Here is a 26,653-nt window from a genome sequence, read left to right on the forward strand (position 1 = left end):
AGCCCACCGTAGGTGTATCGTACCACACTTACGATAGGTGAATAGAGTACAGGCTACGCGATCGCACATTTCACTCCCCAAATGCGATCGCCAATCTCACCATTTAAATCACACCAAAAAAGTTAGTGTCTTAGGATGATTATGTTAAACCTGTTTTTAGTGAGTCTAATTCGCGATCGATATTTTCTTTGCAACCATTTAACAAAGTTAGTTGCGATCGCTTAGTAGTAACATCTAAAGGCGGTTCCGGCATTTGAAAATTGATGATTTTCTCAGCATTTTCCTGATATTTTACTAACTTCTCAAGAGATTCTTTGCTAAAGCGAATTAAATAATCTTTTGCAGCATCGGTATATAGTTGTAATAGTTGATTGTGATAACTTTGTTCTGTGGTTTGTTGATTGTCATTGTTAAGGCTTTTATTCAAAATATAAGCGGCACTACCAACAACAGCAGCACCCACTGGGCCACCCAAAACCCAACCTAAACCAGTGGCGACACCTACCGAAGCAGTGTCAGCAAAACTGTCAGAATTGGTTGGTTTATTTGGCAAATTTACTTGGGGGTGAGTCGGGAATGTAATTGAGAGAGTTTCGGGTTGAGGACGATTGAAAAATTCGCTAGCTTGCGTTACCCATTTGACAATTGATTCTTGTAATTGAACTAATTTTGGTTGCAAAAAATTTCTTTCCCAATTGCTAAATTGACCTTGTTGCAGTGCCGCAGTAGCTTCCGATTGATAGCGATATAAAAGTGTTTGCTCGTCTAGCCAGTTGCGTAATTCTAAAACACTCGTTATAAAACCTTGTTTAATTAGTTTCTCTGCTTTTTGTTGAATCTCAATTTTGGCGTTGTGTTTGTTTTCAATAGTTTCTAATTCACTGGCGATGTTTTGTGCTTTTGCTTGCAAGGATTGTTTGATTTGAGTGGCAATTGTTACGACACGGGGTAAACGAATATCTTCCATTTTTTCCTGTTTTGCTGCCAAAATACTTTGCAAAGCAGATTCAAACATAACTAAACCGCTACTTTGTGCGGCTGCAACATCGCCTTTTAATCTCGATCTTAAGGCGGGAAGTGCATCAACTCGGTAAAGGTTACTGATGTTTGAAGGTAGATCTGCACGAAAGCTTTCTGCTACAAATCGCAAGCGTTTGTAAACTTCTTTTTGGTCTTCTGCTTCCAATAGATTGAGAAAGTTAACAACAAAAACTATGGTTTTGATGCCTCTATCAATTAACCAATCATGCAGTTTTTCTCGTTCGGTTAAAGTCATCAATTGACGACTATCTAATACTTGAATAATTAAATCTGCTGTTAGCAGTTTGTCACGAACTAATTTATCTTGCGCTTCTCTGTCGTTTGTTCCTGGTAAGTCGAGTAATTCAACATTATTTTGCAGGAGTGGATGAGGACAAAAAACTTGCACTGAGGCGACATCTTCTCGCATTCTTCGATCGCCATCTAAAATAGCAAATTCTTTAAGAATTTCTGTGCCATTTTGATTAATTTGTCTGCCATCTATAAAGGTAATTTTAGTTTTTAATTCATCGCCGTATTTGACGGAAATCGCTGCACCTGTTGTGGGTATAATATCAATTGGTAAGGCACGATTGCCGAGAATGGCATTAATTAAGGTTGATTTTCCGTAATTAAATGGGCCGAAAACGGCTATTTGAAATCCTGGTTTAGATAGATGATTGCAAACGGAAATGGTATCTTGATAAAGCTGAGAGTTTTTATCTATTTCCAGCAATGTTAATGCTGTTTGGAGATTATTTACTAATGTTTTATAGTTGTGTTCTTGTTCCATATTACCACCCGTATTTTTTGCAAATGATTATAATATTTTACTCCCCGCAAGGGGAGTAAACAGCTATTTAAGCAACAGCTTGTAGCAAATCATCGTAGACTGAATCGATTTTTTTGAAGTCAGAAAAGATGTCTGATTCAATAGTTTTGAGACGTTTAAGTTCGTTATCTCGATTAATTTCGTAGGATTCTTTTTGTTTGAGTAAATTATCTAGTTCGGCTTTGCGGGAGTTAATGTCGTCGTTGATGCGATCGCTAACTTCCTTATCATAAACATTAAAGCATTCTTTGACTGCATCGTGAATTGGTTGCCATTGTTCTTGCGCTACTTGGGGGAGATGTTTTACTAACTCTTTTTTCGCAGCTTTTACTAATTCTTTTCTTGCTTGATCTGCTTGCAAAACTCCTACACCCATTCCTAATAAAGCTAGGTATAATGGGCTTAAAATAATGCCAGTTACACTACCAATAATGGTGCTAATACCAAACACTGTAATTAAGTTTAACAGGATATTTTTCCAATCAAATCCTGCCCCCGCCATTGCCACACCTGCAAAATTACCACTAGCTAAGGAAAAAAGTCCCATTGCCCATTTTGCCCAAGCGGGAGAGTTATCTTCTGGTAATGAATTGCCTGCGGTTTGGACTTTTTTTCCGGTTAATTTCTCAGTAATTGTATTGGTGACTTTGCTATAAGAAGCACCGTAATTTTCTGCACTTTTAGCTAATAATAAAAAAGCGCTATCCATTTCTTTTTCCGCAGTCAAACTCCAGGCAGAGAGCTTATCATTAATGTATTGCTCGAATGCTTGTTTGAGTGCATTTTCAAAGGCTTCTCTGCGACTTTTACTCAAAAAATCCATGAATTTTAGATCGGGTTGATAGCGGGTAAAGTCGGATTCAAAAGTATTACCTAAGTTTAGCACGTAAGACCGGAAAGAATCTGCGATATCCTTAGCTTTACTCTCCCCCAAATTTTGAATTTCTTGCTTAAATTGATCGCGGATATTGGTCAATTTTTTAAACTCTGGTTCAACGGAACTAATCCTTTCTTTCAACTGTTGAACATCTTGTTCTAACAAGGGAATTCGTATTGACACAGCTTCTTGCACACGGGTACTAGTTTGACGCGCCAAAGTTCTGGCTTGTCGCAATTCGGAAATAGCCCTTTCTTTGGTTAAAAATGTATTCAGTGCGCCCATAAATTCGGGAAAACCTGTACCTTCTAGAGAAGCTAAAGGCTGTTTTATACGTTTCCTTAATGCCTTAATTGCGGAAATTTCAAATACTCTTTCTTCATAAAGATCTTGACCATCGATTACACAATATTCGCCTAAGTTAGCTTGGAAAACTCGCCGCAATCTATCTTCAGATTCTTGCAATTCTTCTAGATCGTCGGGGTCAATTAAACTTTCTCGAACTTGATCCCAAGCATTAATTAAAAAGAACACGCTTAAACCCCGATCTTTGATATAGTTTTCTAAGTAGCGACGTTCCCCAAGCGTGCAAGGTTGGGATGCTCTTAAAACAAACAAAATTGCATGACAATTATTGATATAACCCAGCGATAATTCATTTCTTGCTTCTGTATCGTTTAACCCTGGACTATCAACAATTTCTACACCTTTTTCTAACAAAGGTAATGGGTATTCAACTATGGCATAATCAACATCGGGAAAGGCTTGTTTCTTTTCTTGTTCCAGTCTTTTGGCTTCGGCAGGATCGATCGTATAATCTTGTTTAAAACTCTTAAAATCCAACTCCTTTGGACTTTTTCCATCTTTAAAATAAACCGTTACTTTCTTCTCTGGGCCATAGCGGAGTAACGTTAACACTGCTGTACAGGGATTCACATCACTGGGTAATAAATTCTCGCCTATTAAGGCATTTAAAAAAGTGCTTTTTCCTCGTTTCATATCGCCTAAAACGAGAAGACGAAATACACCTTTTTGGTAGTTTTGACTAGCTACTTTGACATCTTCTATCTCTCTTTCTAAACCAAGTGCCCCAGAAGATTTTTTGCCTTCCATTTCGGCTTTTTCCAGAGTTTCAGTCATGCGGTTGAAGGATTTAGCTACTTCGCTGCGTGCTTGGGCAACTTTTTCCAAATCGTTAAGAAAACGGTCAGTTTCAATTTTGTAACTCATTTCGTGGCACCAATAAATTCGACAGGAGCAAGTGCGATCTCTTTTTCCAGGATATCACGCATAATATGAAGTTAAGCCTTCATAAACTGATTCCAAATTCTGATATTCGGATAAAATCTCTTTGTCTAGAGTTCTCAGGCGATTGGATTCAGCATGGTAATTAATTTCTTGTGATTCCTTTTGTTTGAGCAAGTTATCTAACTCTGCTTGCCGAGATTTGATGTCTTCATTGATCCGTTTGTTGACTTCTTGTTCATAGCTATTAAAACAGTCTTTAACGGCTTGGTGAATGGGTTCCCATTGTTGTTGTGCTAGTTGGGGAAGATATTTGACAAACTCTTTTTTGGTGGCTTTAATAACTTCTTTCCTGGCTTGATCTGCTTGTAAAGCGCCTATTCCTAAGCCAACCAAAGCAATTCCTATTGGGCCTAAAAATGTGCCTGTGAAAATTAGGAGAAAGCTACTAATTCCAATGGCTGCTAGCCAGTTTACTAGAATGTTTTTCCAGTCAAAACCAGCACCAGCTAGGGCTATACCAGCAACGTTACCTGTGATTAATGAGAAAAATCCCATTGCCCAACTTGCCCAACTGAGAGAGTTGTTTTCATAACCTAAATTTTGTCCGGCAAATACGTTTCCGGTTAATTTTTCGCTGATTGTGTTGGCTACTTTGGTATATGCTGAACCATACTCAGCCGCCGTTCTAGATAAGATAGCAAAGCCATCATGTATTTCTCGTTCAGCAGTTAGTTCCCAAGCGGAAATTTTGTCTTTTATGTATTGTTCAAATGCTCGTTTACAAGCGGCGTTAAATTCTTCTCTTCTATCTTGAATTAAAGAATCTAGAAATCCTATTGTTGGTTGATATTGTAAGAAATCTGTTTCAAAAGTATTGCCTAAATTCAAAATGTAAGAACGGAAAGAATCGGCGATCGCTCTTGCCTTACTATCTCTCATAGTGATAATATCTCCCTGGAAGCGATCGCGAATTTCCATCAATTCCTTAAACTCTGGTTCAACTGAATTAATCCGCCTTTTCAACTCCTCAACATCTTGCCCTAACAAAGGTATTCGCCTTTCAATTGCCTCATGTACATGATTGTAAATTAGGCGGGCTAAGGTTTTAGTTTGGCGCAATTCTGCGATCGCTCTTTCCCTAGTTAAAAACGTATTTAAAGCAGCAATAAACTCTGGAAATCCCGTTCCTTCTAAAGCACTTTCCGGGTTTTTTATCCGTTGCCGCAAAGCTTTTAAAGAGTAAATTTCAAACACTCTTTCATCATAAATATCAAACCCTTCCACCTGACAATATTCAGCCAAATAGCTCTTAAATACTTGCCGCACCTTTTCTTCAGCCGCTTCTATTGCTTCAGTATCATCAGGATCGATTAATCCCTTGGTGATTTCATCCCAAGCATTAATTAAAAAGAAAACTGTTAAACCTCGACCTTTAATATAATTTTCTAAGTAACGCCGTTCTGCCAAAGTGCAAGGTTGATCGGCTCTAAATACAAATAGAATTGCGTGGCAATTATTGATGTAACTTAGAGATAATTTGTTGAGCGCTTCTGTATCATTTAATCCCGGACTATCAACAATTTCAATTCCTTTTTCTAACAAAGGTAAAGGATACTCCACCACCGCATACTCTACATTAGGAAAAGCTAATTTTTTATCGGCTTCTAATTTTTTAGCTTCATCAGGATCGATGGTGTATTCTTGTTTAAAAGTAGCAAAATTTAGTTGTTTGGCAGGTTTGTCATCTTTAAAATAAACTGTTACCTTCTTTTGGGAGCCATAACGCAAAACTGTCAACACTGCCGTACAAGGATTGACATCACTAGGTAACAAATTCTCCCCAATTAAAGCATTGAGAAAAGTGCTTTTTCCCCGTTTCATGTCACCCAAAACTAACAGCCGAAATACACCTTTTTGAATGTTTTTTCTGGCTAAATCTATGTCTTCTATATCTTTAGCTAAACCTAATCCACCCGAAGCAGTTTCTCCTAGAGTTTCAGATGTTTTAAGAGTAGCGGACATCTTACTTAAAGATTGAGCAAAATCAGCACGGGCTTTGGCGAGTTGATCTAAATCTCTAATAAAACTTCCAGATTCAGTTTTGTAAGTCATAATTTTGCAGTAATTTAGTTGATTGTTAAGATATATCAAGTTTGTTGTAACGACTTCAGTCGTTTCTTGAGGACAAAGTAGCACGCTTTGTGCTCACAACGAACCCGTTTGTTGTAACGACTTTAGTCTTTTCTTGAGGAAAAAGTAGCACGCTTTGTGCTCACAACGAACTTGGATACCATTACTATCAGTTTCGACTATCCAAATTTAGCTTTATTAACTCTCTACTGCCAAGAGGGATGCGATTTTAAATTAAGGTAAAAATACCCAAAAAGTAGCTATTTAATGGCGTAAGTAACGCTAACTTGACTTCTTACTTGTACCTCTGGCAGGGCAGATGGGTCATAAGGGGGAATACTTTGATTAAGGTTAGAAAAAGGTGAAAGGGGAACAGCTTGTTTTGTGCCGCAAGCGGAAACAGAAGGGGGACTAACGATCGGATAAACTGTGACTAACAGCAATTCTCCTAATTGCACGCCCATTTCTAATGCCACACTTCGCACCTGAGTTTCTGCATCTCTGATAGCGTTGCGGCGTGCATTACGTTCTAATGGTTGACAGTTGTTTACGGCATATTCAGCACTAATGCCTTGAATAAATAATTGGTTGCTAGTTTCTGTGGCTAAATTCGCTGTTTTTACGACTTCCTGCATTCTTTCGCGAGTCGGTTTCGCAATTTTTACGAATAACTTCGGATTTTCTAAAGAACTAGTTTGAATTTCAATATTATTAGCTGGAACTGCGATCGCAACTAAAGCATCAACCACAGGTTTTAAAGGTTCTTCAGCTGGAGAAACTGTACCCTCCGTAACTGAAGGAGTGCTTCTTGCAGGGGTATCCGAAGGATTGCGGGAAGCAAAGCGAAATTCCAAGCGGGCGGTATCTGCGGGGACACTCTCTTGACCTTGACCAATTACAGTTATGGCACGTTGGTTAATTAAATATTGCGGCGTAACGCCATTCGTAACTTGAGATACATTAATTTTATCTGTGGGATTTTGGGCAAGGCTGGTTTTGCTAGCTGATATCCATAGCCCCGTCACCACTACGGCAGAAACCAGAGTTTGAGATAATACTGTTAAGAATCGATACATTTTGTGTTGCCACTAAACATTATTGTAAATGCCGAAATTGCGTTATTTTACCTAAATTTTCGCTACCCCCTGTCATCTTATGGTGTATCCAACTTAGAATATGGCTATAAAACAAATTACAAATCCTTGTATGAGGAACTAGCTATGGCGACCATAAATGATAATCAACAAAATGAGCAAATTGCCACTCTGTCTCCAAGTTCCGAACCTGTGACTACGCGGATTCGACCTTGGGGAACTGTTACACTTTTGGAGGAAACCGATCGCTACAGGATTAATCGCATTGAACTTAAAGCAGGTCATCATATTAGCACCCAGATGCACTATCACCGCAGCGAACACTGGATTGTAGTTTCTGGTACAGCTAGAGTTCTTTGTAATGGAAAAGAAACTCTGCTAATGCACAAACAGTCTACTTATGTTCCTGCTTCTACACCTCATCGTGTGGAAAATCCGGGAGTTATTCCCCTAGTTATGATTGAAGTTCAAAATGGAGAATATCTTGGGGAAGATGATATTATTCGTTTCTCCGAAGATCCAGATAGTCATTAGAATTTTCGCTGTGATTCGGGAAAAAGGGAAAAGTATTTTCCTTCAGCTTTACCCTTTCTCCTGAATAAAACTCAGAATTCTATTGACGATGAACTCAAATCCAATTGACATCACGCAGCCAAGGCCAAATCCCTGTGTGTCTTCTCAGAGTGACATTTTCACTATGTTCGGAAATCACATCTCTGAGTTCTTGAGTTGTAAAAGTGTAGTTCAATTTTTCCGCTATTTTAATGAAATCTTCCGGGCTACTAGCTTCTTTCATCTTTTCTCTTAAGGACAAATCGCTAGTAGCATCTTGTAGGAATTTATGGGCACTTTCTTTGGTCATTTTTTGAAAATACCTTATTAATAACAACCTATCTAATTTTACCTAAAACAGTATAACAATTAAGCTCCCAATTACCAAACAAAAATTCTAAATAAACCCGGTCAAGAGGTTTGTAGATGGAGATTATAGCAATTTCAACCTCCTAGCAACCGGGTTGATTTTGGCTCGTCGCCCAAATGCGATATACTTTTACACCTTGGCAGTGGGAAAATGATTCAGGGTTTAACGATTTTTGTCCAGAAGGATTTCAAATTCTGCCTTTAGTGATTTGACATTGGCAACTCTTCCGACTAAAAGATTTTCGCTTCCGGCATCTTTTAAGCGTTCTTTCCAATATTTGATACTATCTGAGTTATTTACCCAGAAATTAACTATCGTGTTGATTAAGTCATCTAAATCCCAACCTCGGTAATTAGGAACATTTTCTACAGATTGAATTAATGCGTCCAGGGTACATTTGTATGCGGCGACATATTCCACTCCGGTCTGAGATTTTTGTTCTTTTCTCTCTTGTTGTTGATTAAAAAAGTATAAAATTGGAGAGACTCCGAGAATGTCGAAAGTGTACTTCATTCCTCTACTCCTAATCTAAGAGACTTAGGCTTATTTGATGTCTTATATAGCAAATTTTCCCAATTTTGGGGTGACGAATTTTAAAGGGGAACTGGCGGCGCTAAGTGCGGCTTTTCTGTGGGCGATCGGTTCTGTAGTCTGGTCAAAGGTGGGACAACGCATTAGGCCATTGGAGTTAAATTTCCTTAAAGGTGCGATCGCAATTGTTTTTTTAGTAGTCACGCTTTTGTTGTCAGAACAGAGTTTACCAGCGATCGATCCTTTAGCTTTTTGGTTATTGTTACTCAGTGGCGCGATCGGAATTGCGATCGCAGATACAGCTTTATTTGCGGCGCTTAACTCTTTAGGCGCAAGACGCACGCTGTTATTAAAAATACTCACCTCGCCATTAGTAGCTTTAATAGCTTTAGTTTTTTTACAAGAAACTCTCACCGTTGCCGCTTGGTGCGGAATTTTTCTCACCCTATTAGGAGTAGCTTGGGTAGTTAGTGAAAGAGTTCCGGGAACGAATGGCAAAGAAGAGTATTTTTGGCAAGGTATTGTTTGGGCGATGGTCTCAACTTTTGGAGATGCGATCGGTGCAATTTTATCCCGCCTTGCCTTAACTCAAAGCACAATTAATCCCCTGTGGAGTACCATAATTAGATTAACCACTGGACTGATATTATTGCTAATTTGGATATTAATAAAATACCAAAAAAATCGGGAAAATCCAATTCAGAAATACAAACCTGTACTCACAATAAAATTATGGGTCATCATTATTTTCACTTCTTTCATTGGCACTTACTTAGGAATTTGGTTACAACAAATTTCTCTAAAATTTGCCCCGGCTGGAATTGCCCAAACCTTAAACGCCACTAGTCCACTTTTTGTTTTACCCATAGCAGTTTGGTTGGGAGAAAAGGTTAGTTTTCGCGCCATTGCTGGAGTATTATTAGCTTTAGTGGGTATAGCATTATTGTTTAGATTTTAATCATTACCCAGATCCCCGACTTCTTGAAGAAGTCGGGGATCTAGACTTCGGGGATCTAGATTCAAGTTTACCAAGGTAAGACCAATGTTATCTTTTGCAAGTGAAACTGAAAATGATATTGCTGCTATTCGAGAAGTGTTGATAGCTGCTTTTGAAGGTACAAACGAAGCTAAACTTGTTGACTTGATTCGTAATTCGGCAAACTTTATTCCTGAACTTTCAATAGTAGCTAAAGAAAGCGATCGCATACTAGGTCATATCCTATTTAGCCCAATTTCGATTGAAACAGTAACAGAAAATATTTCCGCTTTGGCATTAGCACCTTTAGCCGTTACACCAGCACATCAGCGACAAGGTATCGGTAGACAATTAATAGAAATAGGTTTAGCTAAATGCCAGGAATTAGGACATAGTATTGTCGTAGTTTTGGGGCATCCCAATTATTATGCACAGTTTGGCTTTCAAACAGCAAGTAAATTTGGTGTGCAAGCGCCTTTCCCAGTTCCAGATGAAGCATTTATGATTTTGGGACTAAAACCTGATGCTTTGCATAATTTGGGCGGAACTGTCCGCTACCCCGCTTACTTTAATGAATCCCCAACGTGAAGTTTGGGAAAAGTGCGATCGCGCATTTAGGGACCCTTCGCCTAGACTAACTTTCCCTTAGCAGTGCCGGATAGGACCCTTCGCTAGGAATGGTTTGATAGGCAATACCAGATATTCCACCATCCGATCGATTAATACGCTGAGTAATATATCTGACTCCCGACCACCAACACAAACTGCAACCACTAAAACAGGTACACCCCACTGCTACTGTTTCAAAGTCAAAAACCGATCCCTCATCTGTCATAGTCATATTTGCAACCGCCCGCTCAATAGTTAAATTAAGCCACAAATAACTCGAAGATTTTTAAATCATAGATGCTCATTTGAGGGTAATATTGCGTCGTATCCATGATTCTATATCTGATTTTTGAATAAGAGACAGGCATAATAATATCGATATTTACAATTTTTCCACTAGCAGAAACCGGATCTTCGTTTGCCCAAATGGGAATGAAAGAATTACTCGCAGAATTAAAAACTGAGACTTCAGAATAACTTCTCATAGAGGCTGAATTAGCTATCAAAATTTTGGTTTTTAGTCGGGTGAGCGCAGGCAACGTCACCGAAGGAATTACATCTACCCACCCTTCAGCCCAAGCTCCATCAGCCGTTTGAAATGTGTTTGTAGAGGTTGATTCATCACCATCAGTAATAGCAGTAAGATTTGTGGGCGCTACTGCCCACACTCCCCCCGGTAGGAAAGAAGCGTTTAGCGTTAATTGTCTATATTGAATTGTGGCATTATTTTGTTTAATAGTACTTATTTGACTCAAAATATTATCAAGTTTTGTGTTTACTGTTGATAAATCAGTAGTGGGAATTTGACTGATTTTTGTTTCTAACACATTAAAAGCATTTTCTACTACAAGTACAGGAGCAGTTGCTACTGGAACATTGAGAGACAGTTCCACGTTTACCGAAATTAGCTTAATTTCCTTATCTGTAAAAGACTGATATGCCCGACCGAGATAAAATTTGGCCTTCGATTTATCATCATAGACAGCAATATCTTTTTGATTTGGGACAAAGGTTGCTCCACTGAAAAACTCAACCGCTTCACCTTTTTCGTTAACTGCAACAATTGCAAATTTTTCCATTTTCTTTTTTTCTCCTAATTAAATGGACTAATAAAAATTATCTATTAGTACTCGTAACTGACACGGCGCACTGGTGTTGCCTTAACAATCCTTTTGCCAGCATAAGTCTTTCCAATCAAATTATCTAACGCGGTATCAGCTTTCTCTGGGGAACACAGCATAATTGTACGCTGTTTCTTTGTGGGACTGATGCGGTAGGTAATAGCAACGGGAAAACAACCTCTTTCCATCGCTCCTGATATCCCTTCAGCCACGATTGCTATGTTTTCAGGAAGATCGCCTGTTACTTCAGTCCAACCCATGATTTCATTAATCTGGTCAATATTATCTTTCTGACGACGCACTAAAGCAACTTGGTTGCTTCCAACTTTTAGCGAATATAACTCTTTCGGGTTTGCCATAACAAATTTTCAAAAATTCAACTCAAATCACCGTAGCATCTGCACCTTGACTACAAAGCTAGGAGGAAAACTATAGTTCTCCGTGCTTCGGAGATAAACTCAAAATAAATTCGAGATATCAATTGAATTACCTAACGAGCGGGTAGTCATTGATCCGACTAAATGGGTCATAAAGCAATAGGCCCTTGTCTACTCCATAGAGCGACATGGAAACCCAGCGGAACTTAACCGTCCCAGTCGGTCGCCACCGTCGCTTACGCCGCATCTCGCCATAAACTGTTTCAGTGCTCGGCACGTTGATAGAAGCTTTATGGGGAATATGTTCTTTAAAGTTTTCCTCATTGAAAGCGTGGTCGCGGATGCCAACGATCTTTTTACAGACATTGATGGCTTCTATTTCTGACTGAGCTAAGATCCGCAAGTCATACCCATTCTCATTATCCAAATAAGTGAATTTAATTAATACCCTTTTCCTCAATAGTTAAGCATCTAACTATCGCCTTGCCAAGTTGCGAATCATACTATTAGCCATAGTATAATGTTCCTGAATCGCTGGCAACAATTCAGAAGCAAAAGATACTACATCTTGATCTCGACCTTGTTGAGTTTGTTTTTGAAACAAAGCCACAGTTTGAGCATGATCGTTTACCATTGCTCTCATATAAGCTTGAGCGAAACTTGCACCAGAAAGCCGTTGTAATTGCCGTTCTATTTGCTGATGTTGAGCATCTAATTGTGTAGGTAAAGTAACACCTTTCTGAGCAGCAATCTGCGCCAATTGATTACTTGCTTGCGTGTGTTGATCGATCATTTGTTGTGCATACTGCTTAACTTGATCGCTGCTTCCTTTCTGCAATGCCAACTGACTCAAGCGTATTTCTGCTAAGTTACCTTGTGCTGCTTTATTCATAAACAGCCTGTCTGAAGAACTTAATCTATTTTGAGTTGGTTCTGTAGTATTTTGGCGGTTTTGTAGTGTGCTAGGTTGACGTTGAGATGGTTCGGCTACAGCTACAAATGCTAACGCCAGAACCATTCCAGTTCCTATCAGACCACTAGAAAGTATATTTTTCATGAGCGATTAACAGTCCTGTTTTATCAAGGTTATTATTACTCTGAAAATCATAGCTATTACCAATTCAAATCAACTTCTATCCATAGATTAACTATGGTCTTACTTAAGAGGTATTTGTGCAATTTTTCGTTACTGATTATTCATTTTTCAGTAGTTTTTCCTTAACCTTTAATCTCACACAAATGACAGATGACAAATAACTAAATACCCACAAATTAAACAGCCATTTTTACAGCAAATTTACCCGTATTTTTTAAAGCATCTAAAAAAGCGTAAATTGCTGGAGAATGCAGAGCATTTGCTAAAATTGCTACTCCAATTACTCGTTGCAAAGGTACTGGTAAATTACATTCTTTGATACCAATGGGTAAAGGTTCAGCAGCCAACCGAGGCAGAATAGCTGCGCCTAACCCTTGTCCTACCATACTCACAATTGTTGAATCTTCCCGGATTTCGTAAGCAATCTTAATCGGGTACTCTGCTCGCTCTAAATAAGGTTGAATGTAATCATGGCAAGGCCCAGAAGCACTGATAATTAAAGGAAATTCAGCTAATTGTTTCCAAGAAATTTGTTGAGTATCTAATTTAGTTTTTGGTGGTAAAAGAACGATGTAATCATCTCGGAGAATTTCCCAGGTTTCAAAATCATCGCTAGAAGGTAAGTAAGTAAAGCCGATATCAGCAAAACCTGCACGCAAACTATCTTCTATGCTGAAAAAATTGTCATCTTCAGTAATTTTGACATTGATATCAGGAAAGATGGTGTGAAATTTGGCGATCGCAGTCGGTAAAATATGAGTTGCCACACTACGAAAACAAGCAACTCGCACAACTCCGCCTTGTAAACCTTTTTCTAAATCAGCTTCTTTTTCAATGGCATTTACTAATCTTAATGCTTGACTGGCATGAACTTTAATTCGTTCCCCCACAGGCGTTAAATGTGCGCCATGACGACCTCGGTAAAACAACACCACTCCTAACTGTTCTTCCAAGCTAGCAATAGCGTGGCTAACTGCTGATTGAGACATTTCTAAACGCAGTGCTGCTTCACTAAAATTTCTGTACTCCGCAACAGCAACCAAAGCCAACAATTGAGAAAGTTTGATCTGAGTTTTGTTGATTTCATCCATATAGCTTTCACACGCACTGTTTAGATTGTCCCAAAAACCGCAGCCTCATTCCTCTTCCTATCTATCGATTTTATTCATATAAGCTATTCAAGCAATAGATGGTTGCTTAATTGAATCAAGGGTACATTAGATTTATAGACAGATTTAAAAAAGCCTTTATCAGGAGAAGTCTAAACAAATGCTGCACAATTCTTTACATCAAAATCAATCAAACTCACCGTTAACTCATGGTATCCATCTACAAAGAATTAATGCCAAACTAGCCACATTTATTAACAAAATTTGTGAAGGATTTGTCACATTAATTAATCATGCTAGCGAGCTAAAAGTTTGGCAAAGTCGCGATCGCAAAGGTCATACATGGTGGAACGCTTACGACCCCACCACAGGCAATTCTATTAGTTTAGATTCCGAAGCAGAAATGCGGATGTGGATCGAAGATCGCTATTACCAAAACTAGTAACCTGATGAGTAAAAAATGGCTGATGGTCAGTGTTTGGGTGGGTAATTCCCACCCTTTTAAATGTTAACGTTTCAGTGCTAAACTCAAGCCATCAGCAATAGGTACCATACTGATACTGACTCGTTCATCTTGGAATAGTTTCTCGTTAAATTTACGGATCGCCTGCGTACTTTGATCTTGCACTTGGCGATCGGCAACTCTCCCCGACCAAAGTACATTATCAATAGCAATTAACCCACCAGGACGGATTAACTGTAAACAGCGTTCATAATACTCTTGATAATTCCCTTTATCGGCATCGATAAAAGCAAAATCAAAAGTTTCTTGTTCTCCAGATTTAAACAATTCAGCTAATGTATCTAAAGCTGGTGCAATTCGCAAATCAATTTTTTCTGCGACTCCAGCTTCTTGCCAATAACGACGAGCAATATTCGTATATTCTTCACTAACATCACAAGCAATAATCTTACCATCTGGCGGCAAAGCTAAAGCTACAGAAAGGGAACTATAACCCGTAAAAACGCCAATTTCTAAAGTTTTTTTCGCGCCAATTAATTGGACTAACAAAGCCATAAATTGACCTTGTTCGGGAGAAATTTGCATCGTAGCATAGGGATGATTAGCTGTTTCTTCGCGCAAACGCCGCAAAACATCTGGCTGTCTCACAGAAACAGATAAAAAGTAATCATAGAGTTGATTGTCTAAGCCAAGCGTTCTTTTTGTCATAGTTATTTAGGGAATTTGTCATTGTTCAAACCAGGATATACTATTACATAAGCATATAAAATGGAATTAGAGAGAGTGCGATCGCTTAAAATAATAACCAATAAATATGTGGTGCAAAGGAGTTATTAAACTGATGGGATATTCATCCTCGTGTATTTCAGCAGTTAAACGATGAGCGGTTAGGCAGCCTGACTGGTAAACTTAATGTAGATGACTTACTGCGTTTAGCAAACAACCCATCAGCGCAACTTTTCTTAGACACCAGAAGCAACAATATTAATATAATCCAAGAAGTAGAAGGCCGACTTATAAGAATTACTCTTTCTGGCGACAGTCAGAGGATAATTTCAGTCGGGCCAATTCGGACAAACTTAGTCAGAAACCGCATTGCTAGCGGTGACTTTATTCCACTGACCTAGAGGTACTGATAATGGCGAAAATTCATATTTCCGAAATCCAAGAAATCTTAGCACAAAAAGGTGCAGAAGATGCTAAGCCAAATTCCAACTCAGGATACTTTCTAGAAATTAGATTTGACGATCCTCAATTAGAGGCTAAAATAGTTGATGAAGAATTGCAAAATCAAACTATCACAGCTGATTGCCCCTACGGAATGGTAACAATTCAGTTTGACAAATACGGGCAACTGAAATCGATCGATCTCAGTTAATCTAACCCCGGCAAAAACCCATGTGAAACCTCTAAAACCGTCACATCTCAGCAATCATTATTCTGACAATTAGCCAAGATCGACACAATAAACAATATCTTTTCGGTGACTCAAATGTATTACAGCGTCATCAGTATTAACATTGGCATAGTCTTTTCCGTATTATTAGTTTTTGGCATTTTAAAATGGTTACAAATTCCCACAGGTAGTTTCCTTGACTGGGTAATTGCTGTAGCTATTTTTGAGTGGTTGTTAGCAATTGTGACTATCCCTTGGAATATCCATTTTGAAGCCAAAGAAGTAATTGCCGAGGCTACAGAATCAACTGAAAAAGGGATTAAAATTGAGCAGAAACAAGTTAATTATGCTCGAATTATCGCTAAGCGATCGCTCTTCGTTGCCATCACTCTGCACCTAATTTCTGCGATCGGCTTTTATACTTTAGCAGTTCTGGGGATTAGTGCGATCGGTTATCTTGGTTCTGTTGCGGCTTTATTACTAACAATTTTACGTCCAGCAGTTCGCGCCTATCAATATTTAGCCGCCAGATTAACCATGATTCGCGAACAAGTAAAATATCCCCGTGAAGATATTTTAGAATTGCGTCATCGTTTTCGCGAATTAGAAGCAACTGTGCAAAGAATCGAAGAAAATTTAAATCCAGAATATCCCAACTCTTGGGTAGCCACACAACAAAGACAGTGGGAAGCAACACGCCATGATTTAAACCGCATTGCAGCTAATTTAGAAGAATTAAAAGCTAATAATCAAGCTGAACATAACAGATTATCGCGAGAAGCAGAACAAGCGATCGCGCAACTTTCCACCGATGGGCAATTCCTCGATCATGTCCGGGAAATTATTCGCTTTTTCAAGACAGCTTAAGTAAGCAAGGTAATAGAGGATTGAGGAAAACAATCACCTCTGTTACCTTTGCTTCCACTATAAACTTCTCAACTTAAATTAAACCCATTCTGTTTCTGTTCTTCTATTTCATCCTCCAGCCTTCTTTAAAATTTGTTTTAAGTGATGCCTCATTGTAATCACAATAAATTCTTGTTTTTGCGGGTCATGGTTATCAATAGAATTGAGCAACTCATTCAACTGCATAATTAGCTCTCTGACATTTTCATCTTGAGGATTTCTCCTACTAGCCATGCTGACAATCATTTGAATATCCATTTTCAGCAAGTTGAGCAAGGTTCGGTTGTACTCTGGAAATCTATGATCGACTACTTGGTTTAACATGGTAACTAATTCATTCATGGGATAGCAATCACAAAATTTGGCTACGGTTTTTACTGGAGCAATTGACAAAAATTTGTAGGTGAGTCTCTCACCTAACGGAGAATGTTCAACAGCGTTTTACTGATAGAGGATCAAACGCATTTGGAGAAATTAGATGGTACTTTAGAGAGGCAAATTCATCTGTTGAATGGTTCACTAAGAAATGGTTTTAAGTAAAAAGCTAGGAAGCAATCAATTATTAGTAGATACAGCAAATCTGCGAATTTAGTAGAAATGCACCTAGCATTATGGAAAGAGAAAGGTCAGGAAAAATAGGCTATAAAAGCACAACTACCTGTACTTTTATACTTTCATGATGCTTTCTATTCTTTTCTTTGAGCTTTAGTGATTGCTTTATTGCATATAAAGCAATACTACATAACAGAGGGAAATTCCGGATCAGTCTGTTAGTTTTGAAAATAGGTTAATTTGTCAGGAAATTACAATATTTTTATGAAGATTCTCTAAAGGTAGTATTTTCGCTAGGAAATTTGGGAGATCTTGTACTTATGGCGGAAAATTCTGGTTTTGGGGACTGAGTACTAGGATTCCCGATCGAGCGAGCGTCCCACAATTAATCAGGGTTAGCGATCGCCATAAGTACAAGATATACAACAATGATTCCCGAAAATATCTTCAAATTCCCAGAATCATTATCAAACAACGGTTCTCTATAATCCCACAGCTACATATTGGAAAATTTCTTGGCTTTCTTGCTTCTCCAAATTTCTGGATTTAGAGACTTTTTGTAATTCTGGTTTTTGCGCCAAAGTCATGTAGATATAAGCTAGCAGTTCCATAATTCAACCTCGTCAATTTTTTAAAGACAGGGAAATTAGCTTGAAAACAAACAAGACTTAACAGTTCAAGATGATAAATCTTGAATTCCTCTCACAGCGCCGCCTGTAATAGGAAACCGATCGGATCGTAAGATTACTTAGTGTCGAACTTCACTTTCCCGTATTCTTACTTATCTATCAGTTGGATTATTTTTTCTATCTGCTCTATCCAATATATAGATACACCCATTAGCATCGGATTCAGGAAAATTTTCCTAACTTTTTACGATCGCGATGCAAAACTATCTATTTATCTTAAAGATACAGTAAAACTACCAATTTTTCAGTCGCCTGTGAGACAATTATTAACAATTTCCGTAATATCACTTAAGTACTCTGAGGTACGGAAGGGAAAAGATGGGAAGTTACTCGTAGATCCCCGACTTCTTGAAGAAGTCGGGGATCTGGGTTGGGTAGCCTAGTAGATCCCCGACTTCTTGAAGAAGTCGGGGATCTGGGTTGGGTAGCCTATAATGGAATGGCAATTTAAGTTGCAAAAAATAAGCCACCGATGCAAATACCTCGCCTGCATCCAGACACGATCGAACAAGTTAAACAACGGGCTGATATCGTAGAAGTCATCTCGGAAAAAGTTGTTTTACGCAAACGAGGTAAAGATTTCCAGGGTTTATGCCCTTTCCATGATGAAAAATCTCCCAGTTTTAGCGTCAGTCCCCACAAGCAAATGTATTATTGCTTCGGTTGTCAAGCTGGGGGAAATGTTATTACATTCCTCATGGAATTAGAAAAACAATCTTTTGCTGATGTAGTGTTAAATTTGGCACGACGCTATTCCATACCAGTGCAAACATTGGAACCGGAACAACGTCAAGAACTGCAACGCCAACTAACTTTAAGAGAGCAATTATTTGAAATTCTGGCAGTAACAGCAGCATTTTATCAACACGCTTTGTATCAACCTTCAGGAAAAGTAGCTTTAGAATATTTGCGATCGCAACGACAGTTAAATGATGAAACAATTCAAAAGTTTCAGTTAGGTTATGCGCCTGCGGGGTGGGAAACTCTTTATAGATATTTGGTGGAACAAAAGAGATTTTCTGTGCAATTGGTAGAACAGGCGGGATTGATTCGGCTTCGCAAAGAATCGCAAGTTAGCTACTATGATTATTTTCGCGATCGCCTAATCATTCCCATTCACGATCTCCAAGGTAGAATCATCGGTTTTGGTGGCAGAACTCTTGCTGACGAACAACCAAAATATCTCAACTCTCCCGACACGCAACTATTTAATAAAGGTAAAACTTTGTTTGCTTTGGATAAGGCGAAAGATGCGATTTCCAAGCAAGATTTAGCAGTAGTGGTGGAAGGGTATTTTGATGCGATCGCACTTCACGCCAAGGGAATTAATAACGCCGTCGCCTCCTTGGGAACAGCCTTAAGTTTAGACCAAGTAAAATTACTTTTGCGTTATAACGAATCCAAACAATTAGTTTTAAATTTCGATGCAGACAAAGCAGGTAATACCGCAGCCAAAAGAGCGATCGGAGAAATCGCCAACTTAGCTTATCGAGGAGAAATTCAACTCCGCATTCTCAACCTTCCCAATGGCAAAGATGCCGATGAATACTTAAAAACCTATTCCGCTGAACCATATCAAAATTTGTTAAATGAAGCGCCTTTGTGGTTAGCTTGGGAAATTGAACAATTGTTAGAAGGAAAAGACCTCAGACAAGCTAATCAATATCAGCAAGTTGCCGAAGAAATGGTAAAAATTCTTGGTAACATCATCGACGATAATCAGCTAACCCATTATGTTAATCAATGCGCCGAACGCTTGAGTAGAGGAGATTCCCGGCAAATTCCGTTAATTTCCGAAAATCTCCTCAGTAAAGTTGTTCAACATTGGAAAGCACTAAGTCGCAATAATCAATCTCTCCAAATGCCATTATTGATAGAGAAGTTAGTTAAGCGTAATTATCCCCAAACTAAACCCCAACTTCGCCTTGTTAAAAAGCCAAATACAGACGCAGAAAAAATAGTTACAACTCAGCGAGACGACCTTTTAAAAATCGCTGAAGCTTTATTGTTGCGTCTTTATATTCATTGTCCAGAATATCGCCAAAATATAATTGATGGTTTAGAAACCCAGGAACTAGAATTTAGCTTTTCCCATCATCGGTTTTTGTGGCAACAAATTCGCGAAATTGATATTAATTTAAGTTCGGAAAATCTGATTTCTAAACTGCAAGATAAAGCGATAGAATTTCCCAAAGAAATAGCGCAAGCTTCCCGGCTATTTATTTTAGATGAAATGGCAGAAGCCAACCTTTATCGAGCAGGAGAATTAATCAAAGCAGCGATCGCACGCATGGAACAAATTATGTGCGAAAAACAATCCCGTCAATTTTTAGCACTTTTTGAAAAACCCGACAGTTCTACAGACCCAGAACTTCAGAAAAAATATTACCAAGAATTCCTGCATTATAAACAACGGAGTATGGAATTAGAGCAACAATGCCAAGTTTCCATCTCCGATTTATGACAACTTTAAAAGTTCTAGTCCGCGAAGGAGGACTTAGTTTGTATAGTCGCGGTTTTAACCGCCAAAACCTTTTCAAATATCCTAATCAGGACACATTAAAGTTTCGCGAGTATCACGTCCTGTTACAGGATTAGTACCTGTAGCAACTTTACAAAGCGCTTCTAGCTGATCGTCTCGCAACAAAACATCAGTGAAATCAGCGCCTTCAATATTTGCACCTTCAAACTTAGCATTGAAAGCGAAAGCGCCTTCTAAAATCGCATCCTTCAAATTAGCTTTGGGAAAACGAGCAGTTGCGATCGTCGAGTACGAAAGATCCGCACCCTCCAAATTAGCATAGAGGAAATTAGCCCCATAAAGACTAACTCCTCGTAAATTTGCATGGCTAAAATCGCTACTGCGGAGATTTGCTTTAGTAAAGCTAGAATCAGTTAACTCCCGATTAGAGAAATCTGCACCAACCAGAGCCTCGTTGTTATAATCCAAAGCTAGAACTGGAGTCGCAGTTCCCACAAAAGCTACTAAGCAAATTACTGCCCAGAGCCATAAACTGAGTAATATCCTGGAAATCCGATCGTCTAGTCGAAAATTCATGCTGCTTACAGTCAATGGGGAATCGTTCAGTATCTAATTATCCCGATTTCGGTGCATTAGGAGAAGACCTAGTTGCACAATGGTTGCAAGAACAAGGTTGGAGCATTATCCATCGTCGCTGGCGCTGTCGTTGGGGAGAGTTAGACATCATCGCCGAAAATCAGTCAAATTTCTTGCTGTTTGTCGAAGTCAAAACTCGAAGTCGCGGAAATTGGGATTGTGATGGTTTACTATCTATTACTCCCCAAAAACAAGCTAAACTTTGGCAAACAGCACAATTATTTCTCGCTTCAGGAGATTTTGCTCAAAAAATCTGTAGATTTGATGTTGCTTTAGTTACCTGTCAAAGGGTAAAAAATAAATTATCTCAAGAAACCAACTCTAATTGTAGTGTTACTACTAATTATTCCTGCTTTAGCCCCTTAAAAAATACAGATGACTTCATTCAACAGTCAACTGTATATATTGCGGAATATCAACTCGTTTTACAACACTACATTGAGTCAGCTTTAAACTATGATTTTTAATTTGTCATCTATCTAAAGTCTTATATTATAAATATTTCTATCTTTGACTTTAGATAGATGACAAATTGGAAAAACATTAAGGGTTAAGCCAAAGTTTCTGGGCAATATCCTAACCCATTGACAAATTGCTTACGGAAGGTCTCAATTTCTTCTTTGTCTGGTCTACCATGAGACACAATTGCTACTTGATAACGACGCATTACTTCGATCGGTGGTTCGCCTGCATCCAAACTCCAAAGCGCCATCTTCACGCGCACTTCCGGTTGGTAAGGAATGCCTAATTCACTCAGATAAGCTCTAAAGTTACCATCTAGATAAGAGTCTAGTTCCTTACTCATTTTTACTTTAATTACCCAACCGTCAATTTGGTGCAGAACGGTTACGGAGTAGAGGGGAAGTTGGTTATTTTTGTGTAAAAACTCAACTACTCTTTGGGTAAGACTGGCGTTAGCTAAGAAGTACAGGTAATCCATAAGGGGTGCTTGGGGGGAAAGCAAATGCTACACCTTATATTGTCACTAAAAAAGAGGAATTCATATAGGGTTAAATCCCCCAAACTAACTTGGGTAGTTTTACCCAATTTAGTTGCTAATCTTTGCCACTTTATTAAGATAATAAAATCAACTATCGCCGGGTTGAATAAAAACTTTACAAAACTATAAATATATGTCAATTCTTACTCTCACTCAGCTTGAAAGATGTTGAATTAGGAGCAAAATTAAAATGAGGCTCTGTATATCATTAATATCTCATATTACGAGAGAAATTTCAAAATTTTTTCAAGTATGCAAAAGGAAAGCGATTTTAACGAGTTAAATTAAGAACTATAACTGAACTGAAATCTTGCATGAACCAGCCAAAACCTGCATCCTTTTTATCTTCCAGTCCTGTTGGGGAAAGCAACGAAGACCTCTTATTATCTGCTTACGACTATCAACTTCCCTCAGAGCGCATCGCCCAAAATCCAGTCACACCGAGAGATAGCGCTCGCTTGTTGGTAGTCGATTCCCCCACCGAACACAGCGATCGAGTTTTTCGCGATTTAGTAGAATTGCTCCTCCCAGGAGATTTACTGGTGATGAATAACACGAGTGTGATTCATGCTAGACTTTACGGACGTAAATCTACTGGCGCACCTGTAGAGGTTTTGCTGCTCCAAGAGCAAAAAAATAACTGTTGGTTAGCTTTGGTAAAACCGGGTAGACGCTTACTACCGGGAGCAGAAATTTATTTTGAGGCGAATAATTCTTTACCGGAGCAAGCAGATTTTATTTTAACTGCGAAAATTCTGCAAAAGGATGAAGCGACAGGTGGGCGAATTTTGCAATTTAAAGTACCGGAAGGAAAATCTTTAATTGAAGTTTTAGATCAGTTTGGTCATGTACCTTTACCTCCTTATATTAAAGAGTCGCAATCTCTAGCAGAACAGTACCAAACTGTTTATGCACAGACTCCAGGCTCAGTAGCAGCGCCAACAGCTGGGTTACACTTTACTCCTGAGTTATTGGAGAAATTAACAGCGAAAGGAATTGAACAAACTTTTGTCACCTTGCATATTGGCGTAGGTACTTTTCGACCTGTGGAGGTTGAAAAAATTACTAATCACCAAATGCACGGGGAATGGGTAGAGATTCCAGAGACGACAGTGGCAAAAATTCAGGAGGCTAAGGCTAGAGGGGGTAGAATTATTGCGGTGGGAACGACAGCAGTGCGTTCTTTAGAAGGAGCAGCGCAAAATGGGGAATTACGACCTTTTTGTGGTCAAACTGAATTGTTTATTTATCCCGGTTATAAATGGCGTGTGGTGGAGGGATTGATTACGAATTTTCATTTACCACGTTCTAGTTTAATGATGCTGGTTAGTGCTTTGGTGGGAAGGAAGAGGTTGTTGTCTTTGTATGAAGATGCGATCGCACAAAATTACCGCTTTTATTCTTTTGGTGATGCTATGCTGATTTTGCCAGAAGCCAGGATTAATTAAAATTTAGTGGTTTGTTAACTTAATATTAACCAATTTTGTCCACCCTTAACTACAATTCTCCGATCAGCCGAATATGTTGAAACAGATCTTTTATAGTCATCTACTTGTCATTGTTACCACTGCGCTTTTTACGCCTATTGCTGTGGGTAAGCCTGCAATTAGTTTGCCAGGAACAAAACAGCTAATTCAAGGTGTTTATACTCAAGATTTGGAAGCAGCTGGTTACTTCCAGGAAGGAGTTAGCAGTTACAGTCAAGGAAATTTAGCCGCAGCTTATGGAGCTTTTCAAAAAGCAGTGGAACGCGACCCTAGTATGGCGATGGCTTATCATTATATGGGCAATGTGTTGTTGCAAAATGGTCGGAATGCAGATGCGATCGCAGAATTTTCTAAAGCCATTGAATTAGATCCTTCTTTAGCTGAAGCTCATTACAATTTAGGCATAGCATTGTATCGCCAAGGTAGATTAGATGACGCGATCGCAGCTTACCAACGCTCCATTGCTATTAATTCCCGCAATCCAAATGCTTACTACAATATGGGAGTAGCATTGTACGAGCAAAAACAGTTGGATGGTGCAATTGATGCTTATCGTCAAGCGATCGCTCTCAATCCCAGAAATGTCAACGCTTTGTTAAATTTAGCCATAGCTTTAGAGCAACAGGGAAACTTTGATGCAGCCATAGAAACTTACCAAAGAGTCACAGTTCTCGATCCTAAATTAGTGAAAGCACAAATTAGTTTAGCGAATCTTTTAGTGCAACAAGAACGCCCAGAAGAAGCGATCGCAGCTTACAACCAAGCAATTCGTCGTCAGCCAAAAGATCCCATTGCTCACTACAATTTAGGTATGCTGTTGTACGAGGAAGGTAAATTACAAAATGCGCTCTCATCCTTAAGAAGAGCTAGGAAAATTTATGAAGACCAAGGTAACAACTCCAAGGCTACAGAACTTACCGAATTAATCAATCAAATTAAACAAACCTTGGAGACTAAGAAATAGCAAAATTCAGTTAAATTGGTAGGCGATTGATATCTTTATTAGAACCAATCACTACCATTGCTGAACCCTTTTCTAGTCTTTTATTGGGGTTAGGGTTAATTTCAAACTTGCCATCCTGACTGACAGCTAGCATATTTACCCCAAAGCGATTCCGCAGTTGTAATTCGGCAATAGTTTTGCCATGAAAACCATCGGGAGTAATTATTTCCACGATACTATTTTCTGGGTCTAACTCAAATCTTTCGATAATGTTTGGTTTAGTTAAAGCTCGTGCTAAGTTACAACCAGCTTCATGTTCTGGATAAATTACATGATCTGCACCAACTCTTTTTAAGAGTTTCACATGAACTTCCGAAGAAGCTTTTGCTACCACATGAGGAACACCAGCTTCCTTTAAATTGAGAGTGGTAATAATGCTTTCTTCCAGATAATTCCCGATCGCCACTATCACCGTATCAAACTCATAAATTCCTGATTCCTTGAGTGCTGAAGGTTCAGTCGAATCTAGCTGCACCGCATGAGAAAGTACCTGATCGGTTAATGCTTGGGACACTCTTTTTTCATCTACATCTGTTCCCATTACTTCGTATCCCATTTTATACAAGCTGGAGCAGACAGCCCTACCAAAACGTCCTAAACCAATTACAGCAAACTGGTTATTTCCTTTACGTAAATTACGGAAAAAATTCAACGATGAAAGACTCATAAGTTATAGTGAATTTGAATTGATGGCTATTACTTTTTAGGGTAACAAGGTATGGGTAATACAAACATTATCCCACTAAAAGAGTTTCTTCTGGATAACGAACTGAAGTAGGACGGGGATCTCCTAATAGCGCTGCCATCAATAATAAAACTCCTACCCGACCGATGTACATAGTGGCAATTATCAGTAACTTGCCCATTACTGAGAGCTTAGCAGTAATTCCCGTCGAAAGACCAACCGTACCAAAAGCTGAGACAACTTCAAACAGAATTTGCAGAAAGTCGAATTCTCGATCGGTAAGGGAAATCAAAATTGTCGAAAGTAGCACAGTAGCAACTGAACCAATCAGCACACCAATCGCTTTTAAAATCAACGAAATAGCTACTTCGCGTTTATAGAGAACAACTTCTTCTTGCCCTTGTAAAATAGCTTTTGTTGCACTAGTGAGAACGCGCACAGTTGTAGTTTTGATTCCTCCGCCTGTACCTCCGGGACTAGCACCAATAAACATTAAAGCAATAGTTAAAAATAACCCTGCTGTGGTCATTTTTCCGATATCAATTGTGTTAAATCCCGCAGTTCTGGGAGTCACAGATTGAAACCAAGCATTGAGTACTTTATCTCCCAAATTCATCGGCCCAAATGTTCCAGGGTTCCTCCATTCGATAAAAAAGAAAGCAATTGTGCCAAAGACTAAAAGCGCGATCGTTGTACTCAGGGCAACTTTAAAATTTAAAGAGAATCTAATACAAGCTTTTTTGCCTTGGATGCGATCGCGCAACCACAAAAAAAGCTCAAAAATCACCCCATAGCCAATGCCGCCAAAAATAATTAATCCCGTCACTACAGCAATTAACAAAGCCGAGGATTGATAGCCAATGAAATTATCGTTAAACAAACTAAAACCAGCATTATTCCAAGAATTAACACTGTGAAAAATTGACAGCCACAAACCTTTACTTAACCCATACTTGGGCGCAAACACAGGCATTAATAAAAAAATCCCTGTTATTTCAAAAATCATCGTAGTAGCGATAACTGAGCGAATTAATTGGGGAGCTTCTTGCAATCCTGGGCGATCCAAAGCTTGTTGAATCGCCATTTTATGCCGTAAATCAAACCTCCTTCCCACCAGCAAAATTAAAAAAGTTGTTGTTGTCATATACCCCAGTCCCCCAATTTGGACAAGAGCAACTAAAATCAACTGTCCCCAAAAAGAAAAGTAACTTCCCGGGTCTACCACAGATAGCCCAGTCACACAAACCGCAGAGGTAGAGGTAAACAATGCCACAATAGGGTCGTTCCAATTCCCACTACTAGTCGAGAAAGGCATCATTAAAAGGAGAGATCCGATCGTGATTACAGCCAGAAAACCTAAACAAATGGTTCTAGATATGGTCATGGAGTCTTTACTTAGTATTCTTTTTGCA

29 protein-coding genes are annotated in these 26,653 nt (G+C 38.9%); 10 read left to right on the top strand and 19 right to left on the bottom strand.

From position 1 onward, the window contains the following. Positions 1 to 139: 139 nt before the first annotated feature. The 4 genes from ACE1CI_RS11130 to ACE1CI_RS11145 all read right to left on the bottom strand — a co-directional run bounded on the left by ACE1CI_RS11130 (position 140) and on the right by ACE1CI_RS11145 (position 7,183). Positions 140 to 1,813, bottom strand: coding sequence for a dynamin family protein (locus ACE1CI_RS11130; protein ID WP_413261126.1), 1,674 nt, complete (start codon positions 1,811 to 1,813; stop codon positions 140 to 142). Positions 1,814 to 1,880: 67 nt separating this feature from the next. After that, on the bottom strand, positions 1,881 to 3,959 hold the full coding sequence (locus ACE1CI_RS11135) for a dynamin family protein (RefSeq protein WP_413261127.1): 2,079 nt from the start codon (positions 3,957 to 3,959) through the stop codon (positions 1,881 to 1,883). A 54-nt stretch (positions 3,960 to 4,013) separates the two neighbouring features. Then, on the bottom strand, positions 4,014 to 6,089 hold the full coding sequence (locus tag ACE1CI_RS11140) for a dynamin family protein (RefSeq protein ID WP_413261128.1): 2,076 nt from the start codon (positions 6,087 to 6,089) through the stop codon (positions 4,014 to 4,016). A gap of 278 nt (positions 6,090 to 6,367) precedes the next feature. Continuing rightward, positions 6,368 to 7,183, bottom strand: a complete 816-nt coding sequence (locus ACE1CI_RS11145) for an SIMPL domain-containing protein (RefSeq protein WP_413261129.1) — start codon at positions 7,181 to 7,183, stop codon at positions 6,368 to 6,370. A gap of 144 nt (positions 7,184 to 7,327) precedes the next feature. Between ACE1CI_RS11145 and ACE1CI_RS11150 the strand changes: the two genes are divergently transcribed. After that, positions 7,328 to 7,735 (top strand): phosphomannose isomerase type II C-terminal cupin domain, encoded by a 408-nt coding sequence (locus tag ACE1CI_RS11150; protein WP_413261130.1) that lies wholly within the window; start codon positions 7,328 to 7,330, stop codon positions 7,733 to 7,735. 94 nt (positions 7,736 to 7,829) lie between these two features. Here ACE1CI_RS11150 and ACE1CI_RS11155 read toward each other — a convergent pair whose 3' ends face one another. Together ACE1CI_RS11155 and ACE1CI_RS11160 are read right to left on the bottom strand one after the other, a co-directional pair. Further along, positions 7,830 to 8,063: a Nif11-like leader peptide family natural product precursor gene (locus ACE1CI_RS11155; RefSeq protein ID WP_413261131.1), complete on the bottom strand. Its 234-nt coding sequence runs from the start codon at positions 8,061 to 8,063 to the stop codon at positions 7,830 to 7,832. Positions 8,064 to 8,285: 222 nt separating this feature from the next. Further along, a complete protein-coding gene (locus ACE1CI_RS11160) occupies positions 8,286 to 8,636 on the bottom strand; it encodes a hypothetical protein (protein WP_413261132.1) in 351 nt (116 codons plus the stop codon). Positions 8,637 to 8,673: 37 nt separating this feature from the next. On the opposite strand from ACE1CI_RS11160, the gene ACE1CI_RS11165 reads away from it, so the two are divergent. Both ACE1CI_RS11165 and ACE1CI_RS11170 read left to right on the top strand, forming a co-directional pair. Next, positions 8,674 to 9,612 carry a DMT family transporter gene (locus tag ACE1CI_RS11165; RefSeq protein ID WP_413261133.1) on the top strand — a complete coding sequence of 313 codons (939 nt, stop codon included), beginning with the start codon at positions 8,674 to 8,676 and terminating at the stop codon, positions 9,610 to 9,612. A gap of 84 nt (positions 9,613 to 9,696) precedes the next feature. Beyond that, on the top strand, positions 9,697 to 10,218 hold the full coding sequence (locus ACE1CI_RS11170; RefSeq protein ID WP_413261134.1) for a GNAT family N-acetyltransferase: 522 nt from the start codon (positions 9,697 to 9,699) through the stop codon (positions 10,216 to 10,218). Between the two features lie 46 nt (positions 10,219 to 10,264). On the opposite strand, the gene ACE1CI_RS11175 is transcribed toward ACE1CI_RS11170, so the two are convergent. From ACE1CI_RS11175 to ACE1CI_RS11200, 6 genes are all read right to left on the bottom strand, one after another. After that, positions 10,265 to 10,471 (bottom strand): hypothetical protein, encoded by a 207-nt coding sequence (locus tag ACE1CI_RS11175; protein WP_496615400.1) that lies wholly within the window; start codon positions 10,469 to 10,471, stop codon positions 10,265 to 10,267. A gap of 28 nt (positions 10,472 to 10,499) precedes the next feature. Further along, the gene (locus tag ACE1CI_RS11180) at positions 10,500 to 11,318 is read right to left on the bottom strand and encodes a hypothetical protein (protein WP_413261135.1); all 819 of its coding nucleotides are present in this window, start codon (positions 11,316 to 11,318) and stop codon (positions 10,500 to 10,502) included. A gap of 44 nt (positions 11,319 to 11,362) precedes the next feature. Further along, entirely contained in the window at positions 11,363 to 11,719 is a 357-nt protein-coding gene (locus ACE1CI_RS11185; RefSeq protein ID WP_413261136.1) for a hypothetical protein, read from the bottom strand. 127 nt (positions 11,720 to 11,846) lie between these two features. Then, positions 11,847 to 12,197: a hypothetical protein gene (locus ACE1CI_RS11190; protein WP_496615401.1), complete on the bottom strand. Its 351-nt coding sequence runs from the start codon at positions 12,195 to 12,197 to the stop codon at positions 11,847 to 11,849. 15 nt (positions 12,198 to 12,212) lie between these two features. Next, positions 12,213 to 12,794 (bottom strand): DUF4142 domain-containing protein, encoded by a 582-nt coding sequence (locus ACE1CI_RS11195; protein ID WP_413265374.1) that lies wholly within the window; start codon positions 12,792 to 12,794, stop codon positions 12,213 to 12,215. Positions 12,795 to 13,009: 215 nt separating this feature from the next. After that, a complete protein-coding gene (locus tag ACE1CI_RS11200; protein WP_413265373.1) occupies positions 13,010 to 13,924 on the bottom strand; it encodes a LysR family transcriptional regulator in 915 nt (304 codons plus the stop codon). 178 nt (positions 13,925 to 14,102) lie between these two features. Between ACE1CI_RS11200 and ACE1CI_RS11205 the strand changes: the two genes are divergently transcribed. Continuing rightward, a complete protein-coding gene (locus ACE1CI_RS11205) occupies positions 14,103 to 14,384 on the top strand; it encodes a hypothetical protein (protein WP_413265372.1) in 282 nt (93 codons plus the stop codon). Between the two features lie 66 nt (positions 14,385 to 14,450). On the opposite strand, the gene ACE1CI_RS11210 is transcribed toward ACE1CI_RS11205, so the two are convergent. Next, complete coding sequence (locus ACE1CI_RS11210) at positions 14,451 to 15,113, bottom strand: class I SAM-dependent methyltransferase (RefSeq protein WP_413265371.1); 663 nt, start codon at positions 15,111 to 15,113, stop codon at positions 14,451 to 14,453. Between the two features lie 430 nt (positions 15,114 to 15,543). Here ACE1CI_RS11210 and ACE1CI_RS11215 point away from each other — a divergent pair, with 430 nt between their 5' ends. Together ACE1CI_RS11215 and ACE1CI_RS11220 are read left to right on the top strand one after the other, a co-directional pair. Further along, complete coding sequence (locus ACE1CI_RS11215) at positions 15,544 to 15,783, top strand: hypothetical protein (protein ID WP_413265370.1); 240 nt, start codon at positions 15,544 to 15,546, stop codon at positions 15,781 to 15,783. A gap of 114 nt (positions 15,784 to 15,897) precedes the next feature. Further along, positions 15,898 to 16,668 carry a hypothetical protein gene (locus ACE1CI_RS11220; protein WP_413265376.1) on the top strand — a complete coding sequence of 257 codons (771 nt, stop codon included), beginning with the start codon at positions 15,898 to 15,900 and terminating at the stop codon, positions 16,666 to 16,668. Positions 16,669 to 16,776: 108 nt separating this feature from the next. On the opposite strand, the gene ACE1CI_RS11225 is transcribed toward ACE1CI_RS11220, so the two are convergent. Together ACE1CI_RS11225 and ACE1CI_RS11230 are read right to left on the bottom strand one after the other, a co-directional pair. After that, a complete protein-coding gene (locus ACE1CI_RS11225; protein WP_496615402.1) occupies positions 16,777 to 17,049 on the bottom strand; it encodes a hypothetical protein in 273 nt (90 codons plus the stop codon). 692 nt (positions 17,050 to 17,741) lie between these two features. After that, positions 17,742 to 17,870 carry a hypothetical protein gene (locus ACE1CI_RS11230; RefSeq protein ID WP_413265368.1) on the bottom strand — a complete coding sequence of 43 codons (129 nt, stop codon included), beginning with the start codon at positions 17,868 to 17,870 and terminating at the stop codon, positions 17,742 to 17,744. Between the two features lie 550 nt (positions 17,871 to 18,420). On the opposite strand from ACE1CI_RS11230, the gene dnaG reads away from it, so the two are divergent. Next, complete coding sequence (gene dnaG / locus ACE1CI_RS11235; protein WP_413265367.1) at positions 18,421 to 20,412, top strand: DNA primase; 1,992 nt, start codon at positions 18,421 to 18,423, stop codon at positions 20,410 to 20,412. Between the two features lie 81 nt (positions 20,413 to 20,493). Here the strand turns inward: dnaG and ACE1CI_RS11240 are convergent, their stop codons facing one another. Further along, on the bottom strand, positions 20,494 to 21,006 hold the full coding sequence (locus tag ACE1CI_RS11240) for a pentapeptide repeat-containing protein (protein WP_413265366.1): 513 nt from the start codon (positions 21,004 to 21,006) through the stop codon (positions 20,494 to 20,496). A gap of 14 nt (positions 21,007 to 21,020) precedes the next feature. Here ACE1CI_RS11240 and ACE1CI_RS11245 point away from each other — a divergent pair, with 14 nt between their 5' ends. Next, entirely contained in the window at positions 21,021 to 21,533 is a 513-nt protein-coding gene (locus ACE1CI_RS11245) for a YraN family protein (protein ID WP_413265365.1), read from the top strand. Between the two features lie 83 nt (positions 21,534 to 21,616). On the opposite strand, the gene ACE1CI_RS11250 is transcribed toward ACE1CI_RS11245, so the two are convergent. Beyond that, on the bottom strand, positions 21,617 to 22,006 hold the full coding sequence (locus ACE1CI_RS11250; RefSeq protein WP_413265364.1) for a hypothetical protein: 390 nt from the start codon (positions 22,004 to 22,006) through the stop codon (positions 21,617 to 21,619). Positions 22,007 to 22,380: 374 nt separating this feature from the next. Between ACE1CI_RS11250 and queA the strand changes: the two genes are divergently transcribed. Both queA and ACE1CI_RS11260 read left to right on the top strand, forming a co-directional pair. Then, on the top strand, positions 22,381 to 23,514 hold the full coding sequence (queA, locus tag ACE1CI_RS11255; RefSeq protein WP_413265363.1) for a tRNA preQ1(34) S-adenosylmethionine ribosyltransferase-isomerase QueA: 1,134 nt from the start codon (positions 22,381 to 22,383) through the stop codon (positions 23,512 to 23,514). 73 nt (positions 23,515 to 23,587) lie between these two features. Beyond that, positions 23,588 to 24,517 (top strand): tetratricopeptide repeat protein, encoded by a 930-nt coding sequence (locus ACE1CI_RS11260; protein ID WP_413265362.1) that lies wholly within the window; start codon positions 23,588 to 23,590, stop codon positions 24,515 to 24,517. A gap of 10 nt (positions 24,518 to 24,527) precedes the next feature. Here the strand turns inward: ACE1CI_RS11260 and ACE1CI_RS11265 are convergent, their stop codons facing one another. Together ACE1CI_RS11265 and ACE1CI_RS11270 are read right to left on the bottom strand one after the other, a co-directional pair. Then, positions 24,528 to 25,223: a potassium channel family protein gene (locus ACE1CI_RS11265; protein ID WP_413265361.1), complete on the bottom strand. Its 696-nt coding sequence runs from the start codon at positions 25,221 to 25,223 to the stop codon at positions 24,528 to 24,530. Between the two features lie 67 nt (positions 25,224 to 25,290). Beyond that, positions 25,291 to 26,625 (bottom strand): TrkH family potassium uptake protein, encoded by a 1,335-nt coding sequence (locus ACE1CI_RS11270; RefSeq protein WP_413265360.1) that lies wholly within the window; start codon positions 26,623 to 26,625, stop codon positions 25,291 to 25,293. Positions 26,626 to 26,653 lie beyond the last annotated feature (28 nt).

It is taken from the genome of Floridaenema flaviceps BLCC-F50 (assembly GCF_041929275.2).
Taxonomy (GTDB): Bacteria; Cyanobacteriota; Cyanobacteriia; order Cyanobacteriales; family Aerosakkonemataceae; genus Floridanema; species Floridanema flaviceps.